General features: G+C 37.5%; 18 protein-coding genes. 7 read left to right on the forward strand and 11 right to left on the reverse strand.

What is annotated here, in order from left to right; translation table 11 throughout:
* Positions 1–33: 33 nt before the first annotated feature.
* The gene (locus SJY09_RS04905; protein WP_396637847.1) at positions 34–897 is read left to right on the forward strand and encodes an RNA polymerase sigma factor RpoD/SigA; all 864 of its coding nucleotides are present in this window, start codon (positions 34–36) and stop codon (positions 895–897) included.
* A gap of 521 nt (positions 898–1,418) precedes the next feature.
* Here the strand turns inward: SJY09_RS04905 and SJY09_RS04910 are convergent.
* The 6 genes from SJY09_RS04910 to SJY09_RS04935 are packed head-to-tail and all read right to left on the reverse strand — an operon-like array spanning position 1,419 to position 10,998.
* On the reverse strand, positions 1,419–2,645 hold the full coding sequence (locus SJY09_RS04910) for a YaiO family outer membrane beta-barrel protein (RefSeq protein ID WP_396637848.1): 1,227 nt from the start codon (positions 2,643–2,645) through the stop codon (positions 1,419–1,421).
* Positions 2,645–5,017 (reverse strand): sulfatase-like hydrolase/transferase, encoded by a 2,373-nt coding sequence (locus tag SJY09_RS04915; RefSeq protein ID WP_396637849.1) that lies wholly within the window; start codon positions 5,015–5,017, stop codon positions 2,645–2,647. Before SJY09_RS04915 ends, SJY09_RS04910 begins: the two co-directional genes overlap by 1 nt.
* A gap of 1 nt (position 5,018) precedes the next feature.
* Positions 5,019–6,449, reverse strand: coding sequence for a glycosyltransferase family 2 protein (locus SJY09_RS04920; protein ID WP_396637850.1), 1,431 nt, complete (start codon positions 6,447–6,449; stop codon positions 5,019–5,021).
* Positions 6,442–8,874 (reverse strand): HEAT repeat domain-containing protein, encoded by a 2,433-nt coding sequence (locus SJY09_RS04925; protein ID WP_396637851.1) that lies wholly within the window; start codon positions 8,872–8,874, stop codon positions 6,442–6,444. Before SJY09_RS04925 ends, SJY09_RS04920 begins: the two co-directional genes overlap by 8 nt.
* A 1-nt stretch (position 8,875) precedes the next feature.
* Positions 8,876–9,250, reverse strand: a complete 375-nt coding sequence (locus SJY09_RS04930) for a response regulator transcription factor (protein ID WP_396637852.1) — start codon at positions 9,248–9,250, stop codon at positions 8,876–8,878.
* Between the two features lie 5 nt (positions 9,251–9,255).
* The gene (locus tag SJY09_RS04935; protein WP_396637853.1) at positions 9,256–10,998 is read right to left on the reverse strand and encodes an ATP-binding protein; all 1,743 of its coding nucleotides are present in this window, start codon (positions 10,996–10,998) and stop codon (positions 9,256–9,258) included.
* 154 nt (positions 10,999–11,152) lie between these two features.
* Here SJY09_RS04935 and SJY09_RS04940 point away from each other — a divergent pair, with 154 nt between their 5' ends.
* The gene (locus tag SJY09_RS04940) at positions 11,153–12,442 is read left to right on the forward strand and encodes a dipeptidase (RefSeq protein WP_396637854.1); all 1,290 of its coding nucleotides are present in this window, start codon (positions 11,153–11,155) and stop codon (positions 12,440–12,442) included.
* Here the strand turns inward: SJY09_RS04940 and SJY09_RS04945 are convergent.
* Together SJY09_RS04945 and SJY09_RS04950 are read right to left on the reverse strand one after the other, a co-directional pair.
* Positions 12,439–12,840 (reverse strand): acyl-CoA thioesterase, encoded by a 402-nt coding sequence (locus tag SJY09_RS04945; protein WP_396637855.1) that lies wholly within the window; start codon positions 12,838–12,840, stop codon positions 12,439–12,441. The genes SJY09_RS04940 and SJY09_RS04945 overlap by 4 nt on opposite strands.
* Positions 12,841–13,057: 217 nt before the next feature.
* Positions 13,058–13,951, reverse strand: a complete 894-nt coding sequence (locus SJY09_RS04950; RefSeq protein ID WP_396637856.1) for a DUF72 domain-containing protein — start codon at positions 13,949–13,951, stop codon at positions 13,058–13,060.
* A gap of 144 nt (positions 13,952–14,095) precedes the next feature.
* On the opposite strand from SJY09_RS04950, the gene SJY09_RS04955 reads away from it, so the two are divergent.
* Positions 14,096–14,503 carry a glyoxalase gene (locus tag SJY09_RS04955; protein WP_396637857.1) on the forward strand — a complete coding sequence of 136 codons (408 nt, stop codon included), beginning with the start codon at positions 14,096–14,098 and terminating at the stop codon, positions 14,501–14,503.
* On the opposite strand, the gene SJY09_RS04960 is transcribed toward SJY09_RS04955, so the two are convergent.
* On the reverse strand, positions 14,495–15,175 hold the full coding sequence (locus SJY09_RS04960; protein WP_396637858.1) for a DUF2461 domain-containing protein: 681 nt from the start codon (positions 15,173–15,175) through the stop codon (positions 14,495–14,497). The genes SJY09_RS04955 and SJY09_RS04960 overlap by 9 nt on opposite strands.
* A 187-nt stretch (positions 15,176–15,362) precedes the next feature.
* On the opposite strand from SJY09_RS04960, the gene epsC reads away from it, so the two are divergent.
* The 4 genes from epsC to SJY09_RS04980 all read left to right on the forward strand — a co-directional run bounded on the left by epsC (position 15,363) and on the right by SJY09_RS04980 (position 18,675).
* A complete protein-coding gene (gene epsC / locus SJY09_RS04965; RefSeq protein ID WP_396637859.1) occupies positions 15,363–16,154 on the forward strand; it encodes a serine O-acetyltransferase EpsC in 792 nt (263 codons plus the stop codon).
* A complete protein-coding gene (cysM, locus tag SJY09_RS04970) occupies positions 16,147–17,031 on the forward strand; it encodes a cysteine synthase CysM (protein ID WP_396637860.1) in 885 nt (294 codons plus the stop codon). The genes epsC and cysM overlap by 8 nt, the downstream gene beginning before the upstream one ends.
* 3 nt (positions 17,032–17,034) lie before the next feature.
* Complete coding sequence (locus tag SJY09_RS04975) at positions 17,035–17,472, forward strand: cbb3-type cytochrome c oxidase subunit I (RefSeq protein WP_396637861.1); 438 nt, start codon at positions 17,035–17,037, stop codon at positions 17,470–17,472.
* A 180-nt stretch (positions 17,473–17,652) separates the two neighbouring features.
* The gene (locus SJY09_RS04980; protein ID WP_396637862.1) at positions 17,653–18,675 is read left to right on the forward strand and encodes a hypothetical protein; all 1,023 of its coding nucleotides are present in this window, start codon (positions 17,653–17,655) and stop codon (positions 18,673–18,675) included.
* A 463-nt stretch (positions 18,676–19,138) separates the two neighbouring features.
* Here SJY09_RS04980 and SJY09_RS04985 read toward each other — a convergent pair whose 3' ends face one another.
* Positions 19,139–20,899 (reverse strand): alpha/beta fold hydrolase, encoded by a 1,761-nt coding sequence (locus SJY09_RS04985; protein WP_396637863.1) that lies wholly within the window; start codon positions 20,897–20,899, stop codon positions 19,139–19,141.
* Positions 20,900–21,531: 632 nt separating this feature from the next.
* Complete coding sequence (locus SJY09_RS04990; RefSeq protein WP_396636911.1) at positions 21,532–22,605, reverse strand: IS110 family transposase; 1,074 nt, start codon at positions 22,603–22,605, stop codon at positions 21,532–21,534.
* Positions 22,606–22,944 lie beyond the last annotated feature (339 nt).

Consider the following 22,944-nt stretch of genomic DNA (forward strand, 5'->3'; position numbering starts at 1 on the left):
ATTCTTGTAGAACTCCTAAACACACTTTCATATATGAGGCAACTAAAGATTATCAAGCAGGTAACCAATCGCGAATCAAAATCATTGGACAAATACTTGCAAGATATCAGTAAGATAGATTTGATTACCGCAAATGAAGAAGTAGAATTAGCCCAGAGGATACGTGAGGGCGACCAGATTGCCTTGGAAAAGTTGACCACTGCCAATCTAAGGTTTGTAGTATCCGTAGCAAAACAATATCAGAATCAAGGATTAAAATTACCGGATTTAATCAACGAAGGAAACTTAGGATTGGTCAAAGCAGCGAAACGTTTTGATGAAACTCGTGGATTTAAATTTATTTCCTATGCCGTATGGTGGATTAGACAATCCATTTTACAAGCATTAGCCGAGCAATCTAGAGTGGTTCGTTTACCATTGAACAAGATTGGCTCTATAAATAAGATCAAGAAGACTTTCTCTTACTTGGAACAAACGCATGAGCGACCACCTTCTGCGGAAGAGATTGCCAAGGAATTGGAAATGACCGTAACAGAAGTTAAGCAATCATTGAAAAACTCAGGGAGGCACGTATCCATGGATGCGCCTTTACGTGAGGGAGAAGATTCTAACTTATACGATGTATTACGTTCAGGAGAGTCGCCAAAACCAGATAATCATTTACTACAACAATCTTTGAACACGGAGATTAATAGAGCTTTGGAGACATTGTCACCAAGAGAAGCGGATGTAGTGAAATTGTATTACGGTATTGGAGATCAACAATCCATGACCTTAGCAGAAATTGGACAAACTTTCGATTTAACAAGAGAGCGTGTTCGTCAAATTCGTGAGAAGGCCATTCGTAAACTACGTCATAATTCTAGGAGCAAATTATTAAAGACCTATTTAGGATAGATAGTACTTTACTATATATTTAAACAAAAAAACGCCCGTAGTTTTATACGGGCGTTTTTTTTATACACTATGGAATTAGGAATATGTAAGCTTACTGATATTGATATTAACAAGTATGCTGTTTAAATCTTGAATGAAATTCTGATAAGACGTATTATCTTGATTTTGATGTGCCATGTTCGTAGGTTTTTGGGGTTGTTCAATGGGATTAGACTACATATAGTCCAATTCCGCTAATTCGTTAAGACTTAAGATTTCGTTTAGATCTTGAAGAAACACTAAGTATTCTTCACCGTAGGTGTCGTAAAGCATTTGTTAGGGGTTTATTAATGTTTTGATTTGGGTACTCATAAATTACATTGTAAATATATCTAGAAGGTTCACTTTCCACAACAAAATGTGGTGTACTCATTTGTTTTTGTTGTAAACTAAGCCAAATAATAGGTGTATGTTAATAATTACATAAAACGCGAATAATTACGATAATTATAACAATGTTTTTAAACGGATTTATTGGTATTTCATCGGAATTTTACTTGGTACGAGATACCCGCCGTAATGGAAAGAAATAGCTCTCCTGAGCTAAATGCCAATTCTTGACGGTTTACGCCAAGGTTAGCTTTGTAAAGATTATTACCCTTTGTATTGGTAAATTGATATTCTAGTCGTAATCGTTGTGCTTCAAGATACAAAAGCGTTTCCGCCAATAATTCACCATCGACTATAAATTGATTCAGTTCCGTATCAAAGCCATAGACTAGGTTGAGCCCTAAGAAATTGTTCCCATCTTTAAGATAGCGTCTTACCAACAAATTGCCTGAAACTCCGATACCTTTTCTACTATCCGGAACTACATAAGGTCTCAAAACCGCATAGTAGTTACCACGGTATATACCAAACGTACCGGTGAGAATGGTGGCGTCATCATTTTCAAAGGATAGATGCCTGAAACCTAAGGATAACTCCATGGCTTTAGGTAATTCTTTGAGTACTTCCCCTCCTATTCGATGTCTGGGAAATATCGGGGAAGTTGAAAATCCATAATTCAAGTAACCGCTTAAAGTCTTGGAAAATCTAGGATAGGCATCCACCTCTGCCTGAATACCATTGATATTAAAACGACGATTAAAAGTTAATCGAGGAATCAATACGCCCCAATTGGTTTGCTTTTTATATTCCAAACTACCGTAATACATGGCATCCAATTCTGCATCGAATACTTCACTCTGGGTAGCTAATGTTATGGATTGATTAGTGGTTTCTTCATTTTTTGTGGCCTTTAGCACATTCTGAAGCAGCTGTTTATCAGAGATCTGCTGCATAATCTCCGCCTTAAGGGTCAAAATATCTGTATCATCCTTTAAAAACAATAAAGCCTTGTTGGTCATCCCTAAAGCAATATTCAAGTTCTTAGCATACTGTTCGTTTTTAATCGCAGCAATCCATGCTTCTTTATTTTCCCGCTCACCACTGGTAATACGATTAAATTGAAGACGTGCTTTGTCAAATTCATTATCCCAACTATAGGTTTTTGCCAATAGGCAACGAACATCCGTATAGTCTGGGTATTTGGTCAGTACCTGTTTTAGGGTGTCCCTTGCAGCATCTCTTTCTCCCGCAAAAGCCAAATCCCTTGCCGTAAAATAGGAAGTATCCGGATTGCCATTATAGGCTAAATCTTGAGCACTAGAAAAGAGTGCACAACATAGCATAGCGATTATAGAACTAAGATGTTTTAATAAATTCATTATTTTGTTGGTGCTAGCGCGGTACTTTGGTCCATTCGTTTGGCTTCTTTTTTAAGGTTATTTGCCTGAACGCGTTTCATAGACCTTTCAATTTTCTCTGTCAACAGCACACTATTTATACTGTTTTTTTGAGCCAGTTCCTTTATTTTATAAACTTCACCATTATTGTCCGACCAATAAAGGGCGTCCACTAAGGCGTGATATCCGTCTTCATATGCCGGATATTTCTCAACGACCTTGGTCAATGTTTTTATGGCATTTTCATAATCCTGCTTCCAAGAGTAAACGCGCCCCATGAGTATTTCCGTATCTGCATGACGTGGAATTTTTGATAAAATATATTCACAGAGTAGTAAAGACCTGTCATATTCTTTATTTATGGCTATTTTCCTAGCCGTTTTATAGGCGTTGTCAAAATCTTTCCCATTGAATACACTTTGAATCCAAATCATATCTACCTTACTAAATTTGGGTTTCTTATGGTAAACCAAGGACAACTCTTTGGGTATAAGTTTATTATTCTCCGTGATATAAGTATTCACGGATTTGAAATAATCAAAACTGTTCCGTACATCGGTAATAATTTCTTCATCCTTGGCTTCTAAAAGATTTAATTCCTTATTCAAGGTATACACATCACCATCTGTTAAAAAATGATTACGACTAATAAAATCGGTAATATTATGTGCATTACGTAGCAAGGGAATTTCCTTTTGTGCCGTATTTGCCGCTAATAGGTCTTTTCCCAACCATGCATTGGCATTAGGAACTTTAATCTGATACATTTCCTTTAAGGTAGCAATTAAGCTAGGAGTAATATCCGCGTGAGAAGCCATGGATGAAAATTTTTGCGGAGATTTAAGTAATGGGCTATACATAATAAGGGGTACTCTATATTTTTCCAAGGCGTTCAATTGGGACAAACCAGCATTTTGATGTGTACCCGTTATGATATAAATGGTATTCTGATAGTTTGCCGTCGTCGATTCTTTTTCCAAAAATTCCCGCAAAGCTTCATCCGTATATATAAAACTTGCAAACAGGGCTTTATTATTTTCAATGAGCCTTCTGGACCTTGGTGTGAAATTATAATTCTTAAGTAGCTTATCTATTTTCCCCAAATACATTTCGTCGTTGGGTATTTGATACGGTTCTTTTGAACTTAAGGTTAATAATACATCTAGTTTTGGAGCGGTTCCTGAATTTTTAAGTGCCTTATACTTTCGAAATAGGACTTTATCCGGATAACCAAGAGTAATACCGGCAGCATCTTCTTCCTGTAATTTATAGTCGGTTCCGAATGCCTTTTTGTCTAAAACGGACCCTACGTTCTCCTCATCTAAAAACCTGTCATAGGAATGTAATGCGCTATTACCTCCGTAATTAAAAGAAGTATCATAGCCATTGCGACCTAAAATACTGTAAAGTGTATTTCTGTTGGTAAATTGAGGGATATGTGTAAAACCTTCACTCCCAAAGGGCAAAGAACCAATAATGGTCGGTAATGCAGCATGACTTTCACCAGTGTTACTCAAGAAATTCGTCCAAACCAAAGATTTTTTCTGTAGTTCTTGCAATGCGGGCATAAAGGCCTTAAAATCTTTAGTTTCATTGGTTAGGTGAGCTCCTAAACCCTCTATGATAATTAATTTGATAGTTGGTTTGTCAGTTTTGAAATTAAAATAGGACCCCAATTCCGTTTTGTAATTGTCCGATTGCAATAAGGGGTATTCCTCTTCCCCTTCGTACGTATTGAAGTTAAACACCTGCTGCGAAACATGTTCCAGTAAATATTGGGTCTTATTTTCGTTAATCGGTTTTCTGTCGGAATATAAAGTCGCTAAAAACAGACTGAACAAGATTATGGTAAAAGGATACATTCTACTGATAACCGTATAAAACGGTGCCATATACTTGTAGATATAATGACATACAATTATGGTAACGGTAATTGCTCCAAGCGCACGAATCCAAGAAAAACGAGAGGCATTCGCCTCGTTGATGGTCATGAAATTAGCACCTAGTGCTTCGTAATTACAGATATAGTAGGTTACCAATACTGCCTCTATGACCAATAGGATGGCCAAGATGAGTTTTATAATTTTAAAGCCTAAATCGGGTTTTTTATTTTCCAATAGATTAAAAGCAAAAGCTAAAAGAAGTGCGACTACAGCGGTAAACCCAATGTGATGCAGTAGCTGTATAAACAGACTCTTGTTGACGATACTATCCAATACACCAGAAAAATATAGCATCGTATTTTGATAGATAGACAATACGATTAGGCCTACAAAGAACGTAATCACCATAGGAATATAATCCTTTAATGTTCTTTGTTCTTTAACAGGTATGTCCGTATCTAACTGATGCATACTATGTTGCTTTGGCAAATCCTTTTCTTACTTGGGAACCCCAACCAGATTTTATCTTGAATAATTTCTTGTAGTTGCCCCTAATCGCAGCCCAAACCACAATGGGATGAAATGTTATCGGTTCTATGATAGCGCAGAACATGAGGATTAGAATATCCTTGGTTTTTTTATACTCATTGTACGAATAGGTATCCCATAGAATGGCATAAAAAGAGAACATTACCGAAAAGATGTATACGGTAGCCGTAATGGCAATAAAAAAGTCCCAATTAAGGATTCCCAACCAATAGAATAGGATAATGGTGAAAAAGCCAAAAAACTCCAACAAGGGAGCCATCCATTCATAAAAAAACCAATACGGATAACTTAACATACCCAATCTTCCGAACTTGGGATTAAAAAACATATCCTTATGCTTGTAAAGCGTCTCTAGGTTTCCCCTAGCCCAGCGGTCTCTTTGGTTGATTAAAATTTTACCATCTTCAGGTACTTCCGTCCAACATAAAGGATCAGGGATGTATTCTACCGTATAAGGTAGTTTACGCTCGTGCATATAGCGCCGCATCTTAAAGACGATTTCCATATCCTCCCCAACCGTATTGGTATCATAACCATTTACGGCCAAGGCGATTTCACGGTCAAAAAACCCAAAGGCGCCGGAGATAATCAAAAGACTATCAATACGTCCCCAAGCCATTCTACCTAAAATAAAAGATCGCGTATATTCTAAAAGTTGAAATCTTGCCAACCAATTACTCGGTAGTCGTATTTCCTCTAGTTGTCCGCCCTGTATTACGCAAGAGTTAGCTACTCTAATCACTCCTCCAACTGCAATAACACGTTTTTCAGAACGTTGATAAAATGATTTTACCACATGCAATAGGGCATCCGGAAGCAATAAACAATCCACATCGATACAACCTACATATTGGTTCGTAGATAAAGCCATCCCCGTATTTAAAGCATCTGACTTACCACCATTTTCCTTGTCAATAACAGTTAATTTGCTAAAAGCCTTATGTGGTGATTTGTAGATGCCACGTATGGGTTTTGATTTCCACTCCGGGTCAATTTCTTGCGTTATTTTCACCAAATCGTACGCGTCTATCATTTTCTGTAAGGTATCGTCCTTACTTCCATCATTTACAACCATTACCTCATAATTGACATAACGGAGCGACATTAATGAGCGTATGTTCTCTACAATAGTCATCCCTTCATTGTATGCGGGCGCAATAATAGTAATACTTGGTGCTAAGGGAGATGCCATTAGTTTGGACATATCACCAAAACTGTTCTTGTTCCTGTAATGGATGGAATTTCTTGTAGATAGATAGCCCATGCCGGTAAACATGGTGAACAGCACCACCGTAAACACTAAAAAAACAATGTTTATATACTCTAATAATATGTCTAAAGCACCACTACCCATTTAGTTTATTATAAAATTTAGTTGATACGGAGCAGAGATGGTCAAAAAGCGTACTTCCGGATTCCCTAACAGGGCTAGGTTTTTCATTTTTTATAGGTATTGCTCCCGATTTTTCCAGTTCAAAAGGAATATCTAGAAGTAATGCCTTGGTTTCTTCCGATAAAGTACTATTGTTGTCCAAAATGGTTTCATCAGCTAAAACCGAATCAACGGGAAGTGCTGAAATTTCATTCTTTGCCTCCTCCACAAGTCTTTGATTTAAAGATTTTAAGGTCGCCGCTGCATTTTTTCTTATGATTGGAGACTCATCCTCTAGCAAAGAATGTAATAGTGGGAGTTCTTTTTCATCGCCTACAGCTGCAACTTCGTTTAGTAGCACTAATTTAGATTCTACATCGCAGTTCTTGAAAAGCTCATGAAACACGCTGTAACCAGGCTCTAAAGAGGTAATCTTAAAGTGATTTTCCGTACGATTTTCTGCAAATGACCTTATAAGTTCTTCAATTCTTAACCTAACCGGAACAGCATGTTCTTTTTCTAATAGTAGTTTTAAATAAGGTATTTCCCTATGATCTCCTAGCTCGGAAATATTCTCAAGAAGAACCATGGTATCCAGTGTTTCCGGACCAAAAAATATAGGTTTAGGAATATGTAAAGCATTGTCTTCCTGTACCACATTCTGAACTATTTCATGCGCTTCATCCACCTGCGCTGAGCTTGTTTTTTGTTGAAAAGCGGTAGACCAGTCTATCTCTAGCCCATTACCAGCAGGCTCGGAAATTTCATTTTTAATTTCTTCAAAAATTATGGTTAAAGCCTTTACATCAACTATTTCTGGTTTCGCAGTCGCTTCTTCTTTATGTACTTCGACTTTGGAATTATAGGTTGATTCAATTTTTATTTCCTCAAAATCCACAGGAATATCTTCTAACAGAACAACCTTAGTTATCGGCACTATTTCCTGAAAAATGATATCCAAATCGGAAATATCATTTTCTTTGACAGTGATTTTTTCTTCAACAATAGGTAAAAAATCGACATTAAGTTCCGACAAGGTTTCGGCCTTAGCAATTTCTTCATAGGAAACAGGAAAGTCTAAAATATTCCCTATAGAATCATTTGGTCCTTGTTCCGATGGTATTTTAATTTCTTCCGTTACTACAGGTAAGAATGCGAGGTCTTCCGGATTAATTTCCATAATTGGTTTTTTTAGTTCGGTTTCACTATTGGTTTCAGTAACTTCTTCATCTTCTGTAGGTACAGGCGTTTCTTTTATTGTACGCTGAACAGTTTGTGTTATCGTATCATTATTTAATGCCTCGATTATTTCTTCTTTTTCCCACTCAGATTCCGATGTAATATCCTTGGTCGGCAAAATTACTTCTGGACATATGGTGTTAATAGCCCTTACCGCCTTATTCCTGACCGTAAAATCTTTATCTGTTAACTCAACCTGTCTTAAAAAATCTAATTCTTCTTTGGAACCTAGTTCTCCCAATGCTTCGAGGATGGTCATTTTTACATCCGTCGTACATTTTCTAAAGACCATTTTTAATACGGGTATGGCCGCTGTAATATGAAATGCGGTAATACACTGGATGGCCTCTCTTTTAATATGGTTGTTTTTGTGTTTTACAAGTTCTATTAAAGAAGCGTGGGCATCATTTTGATTGTAATACTTAATGAGACGCAGTGAAAAAAGAACCACATAATTATTTTTAGACGTAAGCCAAAGACGGAATGCAGGTGGAACGAAATTTTCCTTATTCCGAACAACATCCATAAGCTTTAATTGCTGCCATTCGGAAATCTTATACTTGGTGTTATCCAGGAAATAGGAAATACCATCCTCTTTCAGGGAAACGGTAGCGATTTCTGCCTGTTTTCTTATAGTTCCTCTCTTGTCATTGATAAATCTTGTAATTAAACTGTACGATTCCGTAACGTTCATCTGGGTAAGCTCAAATATTCCTTTGGAAACCAATTCCCATCGCCAGCTTTTAAGCTTCTTGTATGCATCTTTGTGAAGTTCTAAATCGCGATAGATATGGAAAAGTTCTAAACGTGTGTTACCGGAAACGTCCTTACGTAGGTCCATCACTATTTCTGTTAGCACTTTTCTATCAAAATCATTTTTAATGAGTTCGCGGATTTCTACTTTAAGACCTATGTAATTGATTTTTTCAATCTTATCCCCTTTTTCGTCGTAGAAAAGAAATTCACTGATAATTGGGGAAAGCTCCTTTTTCTTTTCTCGAACCAGTCTAGCCTCCTTGGAAATTTTATTTCTAAATACAAAAACGGATACAATGTAAACAAATGCCAAAACCCCAAAAAACGCAGTAAGCCCCCATAATAAATCCGTTGGGATTTTAGGAGCTGTAAGCAGTGAATTGATACTATGTGTTTGGGGGAGTTTAAGCAAATTATTGTGATTTGTTTAGCTCTCTGGCGAGCCGCACCATCAATTCTGAGGGGCTCACGGGTTTTGAAATAAAGTCATTAGCACCTAGCTCAAAAGCGCTCAGTACATTTTCCTCGTTACCTGCGGAGGAGATAATTATAATAGGAGTTTTAGAGTCTAAATCTTTACGCACATAATTAATTAGTTCAATACCCGAGAAATAGGGCATCATAATATCACTAACAATTATATCCGGCATTTCTGTCTCCAAATACTCTTTCACTTCTTTACCATTAGAAGAATGATGTACTTCGTACCCCCCTTTTTTTAGCCTAAAATCTAGCAAGGAAGCAAGTAGTTCATCATCATCGGCCAATAAAACACGTTTCTTAACCATGGTTCCTATTTAAGATTATTTAAAGCGGTATCTATCTGTTTTTCGTAACTAGGATAGTTTTGCAAAAAGTCTTGGAATAATCTCGATGTTTCGTCTTCATGCTCTGCCTTACAGCATTCCTCTATACCTACGACAATGTCTCTGAGCTGAAACGCTTTAAACATGGAGAGGCTCGCTTTTAATTTATGTGCCGCTAGGGAAATCTCCTTAAAATCGTTCTTTCCTAGTCCAATTTTGGTAGCTCCAATGAATTCATAGACATTCTGTTTGAATAATCTAACCAATTCGCGAAGCATAGCTACTTCTCCAAAACACTCCTTTAAGATGTTCTGAAGATCAAAGCTATTTTCAGTGTCTTTGGATATCGTTTCCTTTTTAAGCAAAACTTTGCTTTCCGGTGTTAAGGATTTTTCCTTTTTGTTTTTGAGTACTTTAATGAGAAGTTCGTCCAAGGTATAAGGTTTTAGTAAAAAGTCGTTAATTCCTGAGTTGATACAACGTTCCTGGTCTTGAGAGGTAAAATCAGCGCTTAGTGCTATGATAGGAACTTGTTTAAATTGTTCATTTGCTCTTATTTTTTGAGAAATTTCAAAGCCGTCCATTCCCGGCATTTTTAAATCCATAAGAACAAGGTCAATGGCATCGGTCTCCAGTATAGCCATTCCTTTTTGGGCTTCTGCAGTTATGTAAACCTTGCAACCCCATTTATTCAATTGTTCACTTATTAGGTGCTGATTCATTAAGTTATCCTCAAAAACCAAAATTTTAGCACCTCTAAGTAATTCTTTTCCTTTTTCAATAGTGATGGTACCGGCATTCTTTGCACGAATATTAGTAGCGCTGCCCCTTTTAAAAGGGATATTGAACATAAATGTTGTTCCTTTTCCTTCCACACTTTCTACAGCTATTTGTCCGTTTTGTTTATCGATTAGCTCCTTTACAATACTTAGTCCCAAACCAGTTCCGCCGTATTTAGAAAAGGTATCCGCATCCGCTTGTTGGTAACTTTCGAAAATAGTTTTAAGTTTTTTCTCGGGAATACCGATTCCTGTGTCCGCTACCGTGAAATCTAGCACGTAATCGTGCCGTTTTTTCTCTTGAATGCCAATGGTTAATTCTATATGCCCTTTTTCTACAAATTTTATCGCATTTCCTAAAAGATTTAAAAGGACTTGGGATAGTTTTGATGGGTCGCCCATCATTGTCTTAGGTATCTTAGCATCCATAGAAACCCTTAAATCAACGCTCTTGTCAACGATTAAGGTTTGACACAGAAAGATGACATCGTTCACCAAACCGTGAAAATTAAAATCGATGGTATCCAGGCTATCAACACCAGAAGTAAGCTTAGAATATTCCAAGACCTCGTTAATAATGTCCCTTAGATTGTACGAGGCGCTTTGTATGGCATCCACCTTTTTAAGCTGACTAGGATTTAGTTTCTCATCGCGTAATAAATTGGCAAATCCAATGATACCGTTTAGCGGCGTTCGTATTTCATGGCTAATATGGGCAATAAGCTTGGTACCGTTCACTTCCTTTTGAGAAGTATCAGCTATATTTTTAGTCGATTTATCGGGGGTAACGGCTTCATTAGGATTTAAAATCCGATTTTCCAATCGGTTTCTAAATTTATTGAAAGACGCTTTTAGCAAAGTAGCTTCCTCGGCACTCAACTCCTCAAAAGAAAAATCGTTTAGGGAAGATTCTAACTGAGATAATTGACTTAGTAAGTCTTGTGTTTTCAAAATTGACATAGGTTAAGATTCCTTTTCGGATAAATATTTCATTTTCAGATATCCTTAAAATTCCCGCTTTCCCCTACCGTTGACAATTAAATGTTCTCTATACTTCCTTTTTTGTTGTGAATAGGCTTTATTTGTAGGTGTAAAAAATATAAAAATGAAAGAATTAAGCTACTTGCTCTGTGTTTTACTATTGTTTTCCTGTGCGAACGAAGAAAAAAAGCAGGTCGAATCAACTGAAGAGATAGCAAAAAGAATCCATGAAAAGGTCATAACAATTGATACGCACAATGATATCAATGTCAAGAATTTCACGGATAGTATCAATTACACCCAACGCTTAAACACCCAAATAAATCTTCCTAAAATGAAGGAGGGAGGTTTGGACGTTTCTTGGCTTATCGTTTATACGGGACAGGACACAATTACCGAAGAAGGTTATGCCAAGGCAAAAGAGAATGCCATGGCCAAATTTGATGCCATTCATAGACTCTGTGAGGAGCTAGCTCCCGAAGAAATTGAACTTGCGTTGACTTCCGAGGATGTTCGCCGTATTGATGCCGCAGGCAAGAAAGTTGCTATGATCGGTGTAGAGAATGCATATCCCATAGGAGAAGACCTTTCGGAGTTTAAAAAGTACCATGAATTAGGTGCCCGCTATATTTCTCTTTCGCATAACGGGCATAGCCAGTTCTGTGATTCCAATACTGGAGAAAAGGATTCTGTATGGTTACACAATGGTTTAAGTGAATTGGGTGAAGCTGCTGTAAAAGAGATGAATAGACTAGGTATGATGATAGATGTATCTCATCCTTCTAAAGAATCCATGAAGCAGATGATAGCTTTATCAAAGGCACCTATTATTGCCTCACATTCTTCGGCACGGGCCTTATGTGGTCATAGTAGAAATTTGGATGATGAACAGTTGAAATTGATGAAAGAAAATGGAGGTGTTGTACAGACTGTTGCCTTTAGCTCTTATTTGAATACAGAAAAACATGAAGCGCGTGCGGCATACATGAAAGGACTTTATGAAAAAATAGCGGACTCTTTGTCCATAGATTGGTACGAGCGTTCTGAATTCCGAAACTTAACGGATGACCAAAAGGAAGCTTTCATGGAAAATTACCCGAAGGTAATGCAAATGGGAAAAGATATGGTAACTGGTATGACAGACGTACCAGAGGCCGTTAATGTTTCCGACTTCGTAGACCACATCGATTACATGGTAAAACTTATTGGTATCGACCATGTAGGAATAAGCTCCGATTTTGATGGTGGTGGTGGAATAGAAGGATGGTCGGACGCTTCCGAAACCTTCAATGTAACCCTCGAATTGGTAAAAAGAGGGTATACGGAGGCGGAAATAGAAAAACTTTGGGGTGGCAATTTACTTCGTGTTTTAGACGAGGTACAAGCAGTTGCCAACACCATGGCCGCAAACTAGGCTTCTGCGGCAGCCGCCAGTCTATCGCTAACGAACTCTACCTTAGTTTTGCCGTGTGCGGCCGGTTTACCGTCCTCACCTAAATTAACCATGATAATATTGTCTACAGTGACGATAGTTTCATGGTTCATTTTATTGCGCACCTCGCAATTTAGTGTCAGTGAGGTTTTACCGAATTTCACCACCTCGATACCTATTTCAACGATATCGCCTTGTTTGGCGGCACTCATGAAATTGATTTCTGACATATATTTCGTTACGATTTTACCGTTTTCCAACTGAACAATACTGTACAGCGCTGCCTCTTCATCTATCCAGGCCAATACCTTACCACCGAACAAGGTGCCGTTAGAATTTAAATCCTCTGGTTTAACCAATTTTCTTGTGTGAAATTTCATAGTACAAAATTATTAGTACTGCAAAATTAAATTGAAAATCAATTGAAACCTGATTTAAACGGTATTTAACAATACGATTTATCAAATTAGGAGCTTCGACCTCGTGAAAATGAGCATTATATAAATATCCTACGGCGTAATTTCATAATGAGCAAAGGCATCGTGTTTACGCCATTTCACTAATTAAAAATTAACATATGGGCTACAAAGACATGATTTAAAAAAGGCTTGGTGGGTCAATCAGCGTTTTAGGAACCGTAAGATCTGTCTGTAACCGTTCATTGAGTTTCTTGATAAAATAGGCCGAGAGTAAGGGTGATTCCAATTCCATATTCTGATGAATGAAAAAATTCACCTTTCTCAGGCCTTGTTTCTTCCATTCTTCAAGTCGGGATACCCAATCATCCAAGCGTGTATAATCGCTCTTATGATTAGCGCCTACATACCTCACAAAGGCTTCATCATTGGTCAGCCGCATATGCATAATATCCCGTCTTCCAGCGGTATCGACCAGTATGTTCGCTATTCCATTTTCCTCTAACAGATGATATAGTTCCTGAGCCACCTTTTCGTCATTGAACCAGTCGGTATGCCTAAACTCCATAGCCAAACGGAATTCTTTGGGCCATCGTTCTACGAAGCGCACTACCCTATCCCAGTCTTTAGGAGCGAAATTATTATGCATTTGCAAGAACATTGTACCCAACTTATCGCTCAGATTAGCCGTATTCGTTAAATACTGGTCCAAAACGGGATAAGCTTGGTCATTTAATCTTCTAAGGTGACTTACGTTCTGTACGATTTTTGGAAAAAAGGTAAAATTAGATGGTGTTTTCGCATTCCACTTTTCGTAGGTCTCAGCGGCGAATATGCGGTAAAAAGTAGCGTTTAGCTCAATAGAATTAAACTGGGTAGAATAATAGGCCAACTCATCTTTAGTGCCCCTTGGGTAAAAATTTTTTAGGTCTTGCTTGTTCCACTTTGCGCAACCTACATGCATTAGAAATTGGTCTGCCTGGTCTATTTTATTTAGAACTACGGCAGTATCTACATGGTCCGCAGGTAGTGTAAAATCAATATCTTCTGGTTGTTCTACTTTTCCAAATTTCATATGCGCGTAAATTTTGTTTAAAAATAGCCAATAATTCATAGTTTTCTTGATCAACACCAACTGTTTATAAACCCGTTAAAAACTAATAGCTATACCCTAGAAGCACCTAGTCTTATTGGCTATCTTTAGAAAAACAAGTTTGTCATGAGCACCAGGTCCCAAAGTTTAAAACAGATTCGTCCGGAAATTCCTTCAGCGAGAATACATCCGAATATGAGCGCAGATGAGCGTTTTCAAAATGAAACCCTCCGCCCTATCATTAAATTACAGAACGATTTGCTGCTTGCTTGCTTTCAGAATTACATCATAAAAAATAAGAACACCTTTTATGAGTTGCGATTGGAGAAACGTATGGATTACATTACCCATGCCTTACAAAAAGATATCAAGTACCGGAATTCCCTGAAAGGCATTATCATAGGTCAGTTTACGGTTGAAGAGTATGAAACCTACATTCAAAATTCATCGGCCTTGAACAAACGTATTATAACTATGGTCATTAAACGTTTGCAGGACCAAATTCAGTATTTCGAAAAAGAAGCTTTAGTCTAGTAGCGACTCGCCATTGAGATTCGTAGTCAATATAGCGCTCATCAGGTCAAAATAAGGTCGTATCGCTTTAAAAGAATTACTTACAGTATTTGAAAAGTCTGGAGCTAATACCTCCTTATCGGTAAAATTCCGAACAAATATAAATTGCTTTTTTCGTATCAAGTCAATATTGGGGTCTTCCTTATCAAAGCCTTTTGGAGCGGTCTTTAATTCATCTCCCGCGAGTTCTCCCCAAACATCCTTGAACGATTTTTGTTTCATAATGTCCCGCAGTTCAGATGGGTCTATCTCCCATTCCTTTCTAATACGAAATAGGTCTTCTTTTTCTGGTGCCCAGAATCCCGCAGCTATAAAACTCCCTTGGGGCTGTACATGAAGGTAATAGCCGCCTCTACGTTGCTTCCCTGCTCTAGTAAAGGAAGCGGAGAAATTATATTTATACGGTGTTTTGTCTTTAGAAAAGCGTACATCCCTATAAATACGGAATACCTTTAACTTTTCAATTTCATCGTGCGTTTTCATTTTTTCCAACACCTCGTTAAAGAACGTCTTGGCTTCCGTCTGTCGCAGCTTAAATTGCTCCTTGTTCTCGGCAAACCACTCCCGATTATTATTTTCTTTGAGCTTGGTTAAAAATTGAAGGGTTTGTTTCGTAATTGTAGGATGTAACATACGACTTAGGTCTTGTTATTTTAAGCTAAAGTTAACCATTTGCGCTAAAGGCAATAGTAATAATTGGTTAATTTTGATGCTATAAAAATAGGCGCGCAAGCCTAAGAAGCCTAAAAGTAAATCCATTGTATGATTTAAGTAGGCGCAGAAGTATATCAAGTCTCGGTTAGCGAGTAACGAACAACCTATGAATCATCAAGATATTATTACCCGTATCAACACGCATAAGAAACAGCCTAATCTCAGGTTTAGACTAAAGCGTGATACCGAAACTTTTACGGACTTACTTTTTTACACCCTGTTCGATATTGAAACTCCGGTTTCGGAGAATTTAGGAATTTTAGAAAAACAGTTCGATAATTTAGTGGATTTGGCCTGTTGGGAAAGTGAAAAACCCTGCAAGAAAGTTTGGGAAAACTACGTGGCAAAACTTCCTACCATCTTAGAAAGTCTAAATCTTGATGCAGAGGCCACCGTTAACTGCGACCCCGCCTCCCTTTCTATTGAAGAAGTGTATATGGCCTATCCCGGTTTTTATGCGATTGCTATTTACAGACTGGCCCATGAGCTTTACCAAACAGGTTTCCCCTTGGTACCACGATTAATGACGGAATATGCGCACCGACAAACTGGTGTTGACATTAACCCAGGTGCTCAAATCGGGAAATCCTTTCATATAGACCATGGCACGGGTGTCGTTATAGGCGAGACGGCCATTATCAAAAATGAGGTGAAAGTGTACCAAGGCGTTACCCTAGGCGGACTTTATGTGGCCAAACATTTACAGAAAACGAAACGGCACCCCACCATTGAAGATAATGTAACCATCTATGCCAATGCTACGATATTGGGAGGTGATACCGTTATCGGTGCCAATAGTATCATCGGTGGAAATGCATGGCTTACCGCATCGGTACCCCCACATTCCACCGTTTTCCATACCCCAGAAATAAAAATTAAAACCTTACGCAATGGCTAACCGCATTTTAGATTTAATAGGAAATACGCCTTTGGTAGCATCCAGGGTACTGAACACCAACCCCAATGTAAAGCTCTACTTTAAGATGGAAGGTCATAATCCGGGTGGTAGCGTTAAGGACAGAGCGGCCTATAATATGATTAAAAACGGACTGGAAACGGGACAAATCAAAACAACGGACCGATTAATTGAAGCTACAAGCGGTAATACGGGTATAGCACTGGCTATGATTGCGGGAATTTACGGTTTGGATATTGAATTGGTAATGCCCGAGAATTCCACCAAAGAACGCGTACAGACCATGCGTGCTTATGGTGCGAAGGTAACGTTAACTTCAGCAAGTGTAGGTATCGAAGGAGCGCGGGACTATGCCGAGGAAAAGGTGAACAAGGAAGGTTTTATTATGTTGAACCAATTCGCCAACGAAGACAATTGGAAAGCACACTATAAAACCACAGGTCCGGAAATTTGGTCCGACACCAAGGGGGAAGTCACGCATTTTGTGTCCTCCATGGGTACTACGGGAACGATAATGGGAACCTCTACTTACCTAAAAGAGCAAAAAAATACCGTGCAGATTGTGGGTGTGCAGCCCACGGATAACTCTAAAATTCCCGGGATACGCAAATGGCCCCAGGCCTATTTGCCCAAGATTTTTAATCCTGACAAGGTAGATACGGTAATGGAGGTCAGCGAGGAAGAAGCAAGAACTATGGCCAAACGACTGGCGCAGGAAGAAGGTATTTTCTCAGGGATGAGCAGTGGTGGCGCAGCCACCGTAGCCCTGCGTTTGGCAGCACAGCTAGACCATGGCGTTATCGTTTCCATTATTTGCGATAGAGGCGATAGGTATTTGTCATCGGATTTGTTTGATTAAGACATGAAAAAAATAATCCAAAAACCACATTACATTTTCTTTGGTGCTATTGCTATAGTCTTAACTATAGGGGTTTTTAGAAAAGAGCAAACACTTGATATTAATATTGAGGACACCTATTTTGTAATAGGATGTTTTCACATTGCTTTACTAAGCTCCATATCTTGCGGCCTTATTGGTTTAGGTTATTGGCTCCTATTCAAGGTAAATAAAAGGCTTTCAAAATGGTTGAGCCTACTACACATTATATTAACCTTCGGCGGATTATTTACTTTGTTCGTCATTCCGTACGATACATTTACGGAAAACGAATCCGCTTTTCCACTTTACCATAATCATAATAGGCTAAATATGATTAAGATTTTAGCAATTAGCGCAATAGTTTTCGGTCAGATGATTTACCTCATTAATTTATTTACAAGTATAATTAGAAAAAGATAAAGCGAGATGTATGGTTATGAAAAGTATTCTTAAAATTTTCTTATTACCAATGGGAGACCAGTTGAATTCATTCTACGGATTAGTAAACTCTGTTATCAATCGATAAAAGAACCTGTGCTGAGCTTGCCGAAGTGTTGAAACTCCACTTAATTATTGGTTACCACGCATATGAAAAAAACTATGAGACACACATTATACTTATTTCTTTTTGCAATGTTTTTTGGGTGCTCGAAAACTAAAGAAATTCGTTCTGAAGAATATTTTGAACATATAAATAACGCTGAAATCGCAATTTGCAATGAAGATTTTGAAAAATCATTAAGTGAATATGAAATGGCGTTCAGTTTAATAGAAAAACCATTTGGAAAAGATATTTTCAATTCTGCATTGTTAAGTCAATTAATAAAGAATTTTGAGAAAAGAAATAATTTTCTGCAACAGATAATTGACAATTCAGATGAATTAGATTTTGTGAAATCCATTTTCGTTAGTAAGTATATAACTGAACAAGAATGGAAGGAGTTACTCTCTAAAAAAGAATTGAAATATGATAAAGATTTACGAATTGAATTCAATGAAATTTATAATAGAGACCAATTATTTCGGCCAATGTATGAAACTCATGATGACACTATAAATTCAAATAGAAAGCTAAATTTAAAACGGATTTTGGAATTAACAAACTTAAACGGATTTCCATCTCAAGTGGAATTAGGATATAGTAATTATTTAAGAAACCAACCACACGATATTGTTTTGCATCATACCGCACAAAGAAGAAGTTATGACAAAACTGTCATCGATTTAGAGCCTACTTTAAAATCTGCTGTGAAAAATGGACGATTTGACCCTGAACAAGCAATTTTCTATTTAAACTTTCAAGATGACCAAGAAAAAGAAAAGTTTGAAGTTTACTCATCTTGGCAATATAAGCATCCACTTTTACCAGATAGTCTAAATAATAAAGTCTGGTTTCCAAAATTAAATGAAGAACAAATATCTAACGTAGATGAAAAACGAAAGGAATGGTATGCTAATTCAATATCTGATATTAAGACAAAAGCAAATTTCTTGAATAAAAGTGATTTACCTTTTATTTTCAGTTCAGTAAAAAAGTCAATTGGAAATATGCCTGAAGATTTTGACAAAGAAAAAGCAATGGAACAGTATAACGGAATTACTAGCTTTATGATTGAAAAGTGAAAAAGACTGTGCCTAAGCCGTGTATAATTTTTTTCTTGTTCTATCTTAATTACGAATCCCGGAGCGTCGGGATAAAAATTCGGCTTGTGTCCATCTGAATGGTTTGCGTTCTTTTATAGCACTACTATTCTTATACAAGACCGATAACGAAACCCCACCCCTACTCCAAAGCAGCATCCATAGCCTTTTTAAAAACTTCAAAATCTTGGAGGTAATTGTGTCTAATACAAGCGCTAATGTAAAACCGTTTTACACGTACTAATGGCTGTGTTCAAAACTTTCTTACAAACTTTTGTAAGAAGTCTTGACTTCATTTTACGGATTAGCGAAATTACGTTATCAACCGATACAAGGAACCTGTGCTGAGCTTGCCGAAGTGTTGAAACTCCACTTATCTAATCGTTAACTACAAGTGCTCGATAAAACATTTATTATTGAAATAGTTAAAAACTAGAATTAACAATTAGTACCTCACATTCATTGTGAAACCTAGCCCCATACCCTTTAACTTTTTTTTCATGCTAGATTCTTTTGAATCTCTTTCATAAGTGCCACCTGTAAGTAAACCAACAGATACAATTAATCCTTCGGTAGGTTTAATCTCTCCTTCATTATCTACCCATTCCAAAGTAACTATAACATCCTCTGTAAGAACAATATCATATTCTTTTAAATTGGTTGAAATCATGCCTGTTTGCTTGGGTTCAACTGATATGATAATATTATTTTTAAGAATGTTTTCAGAGGGTTTTCCATTAACAATTTTATACATATTTAATCTAAAAAACGATTTTGCGCTAAATCGATTATATGATATATGAAAATTAAAATCATCAACAAAGGTTGGTTTTCTTCCAACATTCATTTTGATACCCATTTCTTTTCCAAGTTGCTCATAGTAAAAAATATGTCCTATAAACGTTGATTTTGTTTTGTTACCCAAAGTTTTCTTCTTCCACTTTCTAGCCGTTACCACAACTTCGTTTAGCTCAGAAATTTCTTCCTCAAGATTAACCTCAATTTCTCCTTTTTTGTTTAGCAAGTTATCTACCACCAAAATTTTGGGTTTATAACCAATCATTGATATTCTGATAGTATCTTTTGCATTTGATTCCGTAAGATGAAAATCGAACGAACCTTCCCTGTCACTTACAGTACCTATTTCTTTGTTCAAAATCCCGATATTCACATAAGGTAATTTTATTTTAGTCTTCGAATCCTGAACCAACCCAGAGATAATAAGTTCTTTAGGTTTTTCTGTACTATACTCAAAAGGCTTTTCTGTTATATTTTTCTTTTGCAAAAGATTAGTATAATACTCTGCGTAACCGTTGGATTGTTTTAAATGTTTTTGGAAAAATAATACTGTGGTTTCCATTGTTTCTTCATACAGCTCAACTTGTGCTTCGGTTGTTTTGAGTGCCCAAGCTATACTCCCAAAATCGTCATGTTTACTATTCGTAAATCGCATGTAGTTTTTTGAAGTATTAATTTTTTTGAAATAATGATACTCTCCTGTCGGTGTAAATTCATCTAGTTTATCGCCACTTTCTATATATAGATAAGCAGCATTAGTTTTTTCTGGATGAATTAAGTCAGCATCATAAATCTCAGACAGAAAAACATCATCTTCGTCAGTATCGCCATAATAAAAAACATCCGAACCGTCTAAAGAGGCAAATGCCTTGATTTCAGGGTGCTTATCCAACATTATAGCTCCGCTCATTCCGCCCCAACTCAAACCAAGTATTCCTATATTATCAAAATTGATGTGAAGACTTTCAATTTTTTTAAGCTCTTCTAAAGCAAATTCCCCATCGTAAACTTGTTCCATCGTATCTAGAAGACCATTTGTCATATCTCCTGGGTAAGTTCCAATCGAAGAAATAGATAAAACCACAAATCCTTTTTCCGCCAACCTTTCTAACAAGCGATAGCTTTCCCAGCCCATTCCGTTATATCCTGCCAAATATATTACTAAAGGAAATTTGCCGTTTGCCGGTGGTATGTTTTCAAAGCTTTCAGTTTTGACTTTCAACAAACGTTTACCGTCAGTAGCTTCAACGCCAAAACCAGCCGCCAAATAAAGAACAAATTCATCCGACATACCTGTATAATTGTTGTCATCTTGGTATTTATTAGCCCGTTCTTCATGCAATCTATATAAATCTTCGAAAAGCAATCTATCACCATTTTTTGCCGTCGAAGGATACCAAATATCCAAGTCTAAAGGACGGTAGTGTAATCTATCTGTATCAGAAGCATTGGGTTTGTAGATTCTCGATGAATCGGTTAATTGTATGGTTCTAAAACCAACTTTATAGGATTTAGATTCTTGAGAAGTACCATAAAAATTGATGAAAAGAATAAAGTAGAGGATAGTCACGTTTAATTTCATGAGTCTAAGGTATCAAGTCAATTAATATCTTAGACGTAAATTTTTGTTAAATGGGTGCCAAATCACAATTGGACTTTTCACTCTAATGGAAAAAGAGAAAGTTTGCGGACGGAACTGAAAAAAGCAAGTTTGTGCAGATGGACTTTACTCGGACGAAACTGTTACGCAGGACTTCACTCGGGCGGAGACAAAACGGAAACTCAGAAGGACGTGCTTACTCAAACGTGTCGCACCAGTAGTTAACAATACCTATAGCAAATAGGGCTGAAAGTGCTTAATCCGAAGGCTTGCGTATATTTGCAAAGACCACCAAATCTTTTGATTTGGCAACTCAGAAAAGAAAGATAGTCACAAAATGCAAAAGCTTTGGCTACGGGCTTGGCGGAGAGGTCGTTTCGTGTCCCCTGCCCTACTTGCCATAGGTACTGTGTTAAAAAGCAAGCTTTTTCTTTAAAATATTAGGAAACAAGTTGAGCAATCAAGTTGTTATCCTGCGCAGCAAGGGCTTCACGCTTTTGCTGCTTTTTAGTTTCAAAATCCGCATCATAGAATTCTTCGTTTTTCCATAGGGTGTACATTAATATCAACAGCTTTCTCTGAACCGCTATTAAGGCCACCAGTGGCTTTGCTTTCTTTGGCTTAAGTCGGTTATAGAATTGTTTCAATGTTGGATTACAACGCACACAGGTCATCGAAGGCATATGTAGAACGGCACGAATATGGCTGTTACCCTTTTTGCTGATCCTTGTTTTGCCCTTGAAGTTCCCCGACTCTCGCAAGACAACATCGTAACCGGCGTAGCTGGTCAGTTGTTTCGCGTTTACGATAGAAGCAAAACCCAAGGTCTCTCCTATAACGGTAGCTGCGGATATAAATGAAATGCCAGGTATACTCATCATAAAGCCTATCTTGTTCCGCAGTACTTTGTTTTTGGATATCAGGTCCTGCATTTCTTCTTCTATAGATCCTATTTGACCATTGATAAGTTTCAGCCTGTTCTTATGCCTTTTAAGGGCTTTGGCATTCCTATAAACACTCGACGAAATTGCTCCCTGACGATTGTTCTCTATTGTCCTATCCTTTAACAAAGAACTACGTTCCCTGCTCAATGCTTTTAAGCGTTGAAGTTCTTCACTGGGTGGCTCCCATAAACGAATAGACCTTTCCAGACCGAGCATACCGAGCATTTTACTATCCAGCGCATCTGTCTTTGAGCGTTGGTCAAGACTACGGGCATAACTCTTCACCCTGCCCGACTGCATTACACAAACGGAATAACCTTTGGAATGCAGATAATGGGCGATACCCTGATGGTAAACTCCCGTGGCTTCCATAACCACTAAAAGCTCAACGCTAGCATCCACCGATTTCCTTAACCATTTCAAAAGCTCTTTATAACCTGACAGATCATTGGGCACATCTGGATGTGATATGAACTCTTTATTAAGCTTATCCGTTAGAAAACCTAGGGATAATGATAAGTTTAGTTTAGAGACATCAATACCCAAACATTGTTTTAAGCGCTTTTCCATAACATTATTTTTTTAAGCTATAACCTTCTTTATCATCCTTGCTCGCATTTGATTCGACCTCTGTAAAATAGGGTCTAGGTACTGTCCGGATTCCAAGAAAACTATAGAAGGGCGGGATTTCTATGAAACGATATCACTTTAAGTGTATCTAGCCGAGACCTCTCTGTCCCTTCTATTCTAGCTTTTGTTCACTTCCCAAGCTAATGTTTTAAAACATTAGCTTGGGAAGTGTGTAGACCTAAGCAACGATATCCATTTTAAGTATCTGGCCGAAACACGAAACCACACTTCCCTTTAAGCTAATGGATTATCCTAAATATCTTATCTTCAACCTAAGAA

It is taken from the genome of Maribacter sp. R77961, assembly GCF_044594925.1.
Lineage (GTDB): Bacteria > Bacteroidota > Bacteroidia > Flavobacteriales > Flavobacteriaceae > Maribacter.

What these genes read in the sequence shown, in the direction of transcription:
- SJY09_RS04905 (WP_396637847.1), top strand. Translation starts at nt 34, where the DNA reads ATGAGGCAACTAAAGATTATCAAGCAGGTAACCAATCGCGAATCAAAA.
- SJY09_RS04910 (WP_396637848.1), bottom strand. Translation starts at nt 2,645, where the DNA reads ATGAATTTATTAAAACATCTTAGTTCTATAATCGCTATGCTATGTTGT.
- SJY09_RS04915 (WP_396637849.1), bottom strand. Translation starts at nt 5,017, where the DNA reads ATGCATCAGTTAGATACGGACATACCTGTTAAAGAACAAAGAACATTA.
- SJY09_RS04920 (WP_396637850.1), bottom strand. Translation starts at nt 6,449, where the DNA reads ATGGGTAGTGGTGCTTTAGACATATTATTAGAGTATATAAACATTGTT.
- SJY09_RS04930 (WP_396637852.1), bottom strand. Translation starts at nt 9,250, where the DNA reads ATGGTTAAGAAACGTGTTTTATTGGCCGATGATGATGAACTACTTGCT.
- SJY09_RS04940 (WP_396637854.1), top strand. Translation starts at nt 11,153, where the DNA reads ATGAAAGAATTAAGCTACTTGCTCTGTGTTTTACTATTGTTTTCCTGT.
- SJY09_RS04945 (WP_396637855.1), bottom strand. Translation starts at nt 12,840, where the DNA reads ATGAAATTTCACACAAGAAAATTGGTTAAACCAGAGGATTTAAATTCT.
- SJY09_RS04950 (WP_396637856.1), bottom strand. Translation starts at nt 13,951, where the DNA reads ATGAAATTTGGAAAAGTAGAACAACCAGAAGATATTGATTTTACACTA.
- SJY09_RS04955 (WP_396637857.1), top strand. Translation starts at nt 14,096, where the DNA reads ATGAGCACCAGGTCCCAAAGTTTAAAACAGATTCGTCCGGAAATTCCT.
- SJY09_RS04960 (WP_396637858.1), bottom strand. Translation starts at nt 15,175, where the DNA reads ATGTTACATCCTACAATTACGAAACAAACCCTTCAATTTTTAACCAAG.
- epsC (WP_396637859.1), top strand. Translation starts at nt 15,363, where the DNA reads ATGAATCATCAAGATATTATTACCCGTATCAACACGCATAAGAAACAG.
- cysM (WP_396637860.1), top strand. Translation starts at nt 16,147, where the DNA reads ATGGCTAACCGCATTTTAGATTTAATAGGAAATACGCCTTTGGTAGCA.
- SJY09_RS04975 (WP_396637861.1), top strand. Translation starts at nt 17,035, where the DNA reads ATGAAAAAAATAATCCAAAAACCACATTACATTTTCTTTGGTGCTATT.
- SJY09_RS04980 (WP_396637862.1), top strand. Translation starts at nt 17,653, where the DNA reads ATGAGACACACATTATACTTATTTCTTTTTGCAATGTTTTTTGGGTGC.
- SJY09_RS04990 (WP_396636911.1), bottom strand. Translation starts at nt 22,605, where the DNA reads ATGGAAAAGCGCTTAAAACAATGTTTGGGTATTGATGTCTCTAAACTA.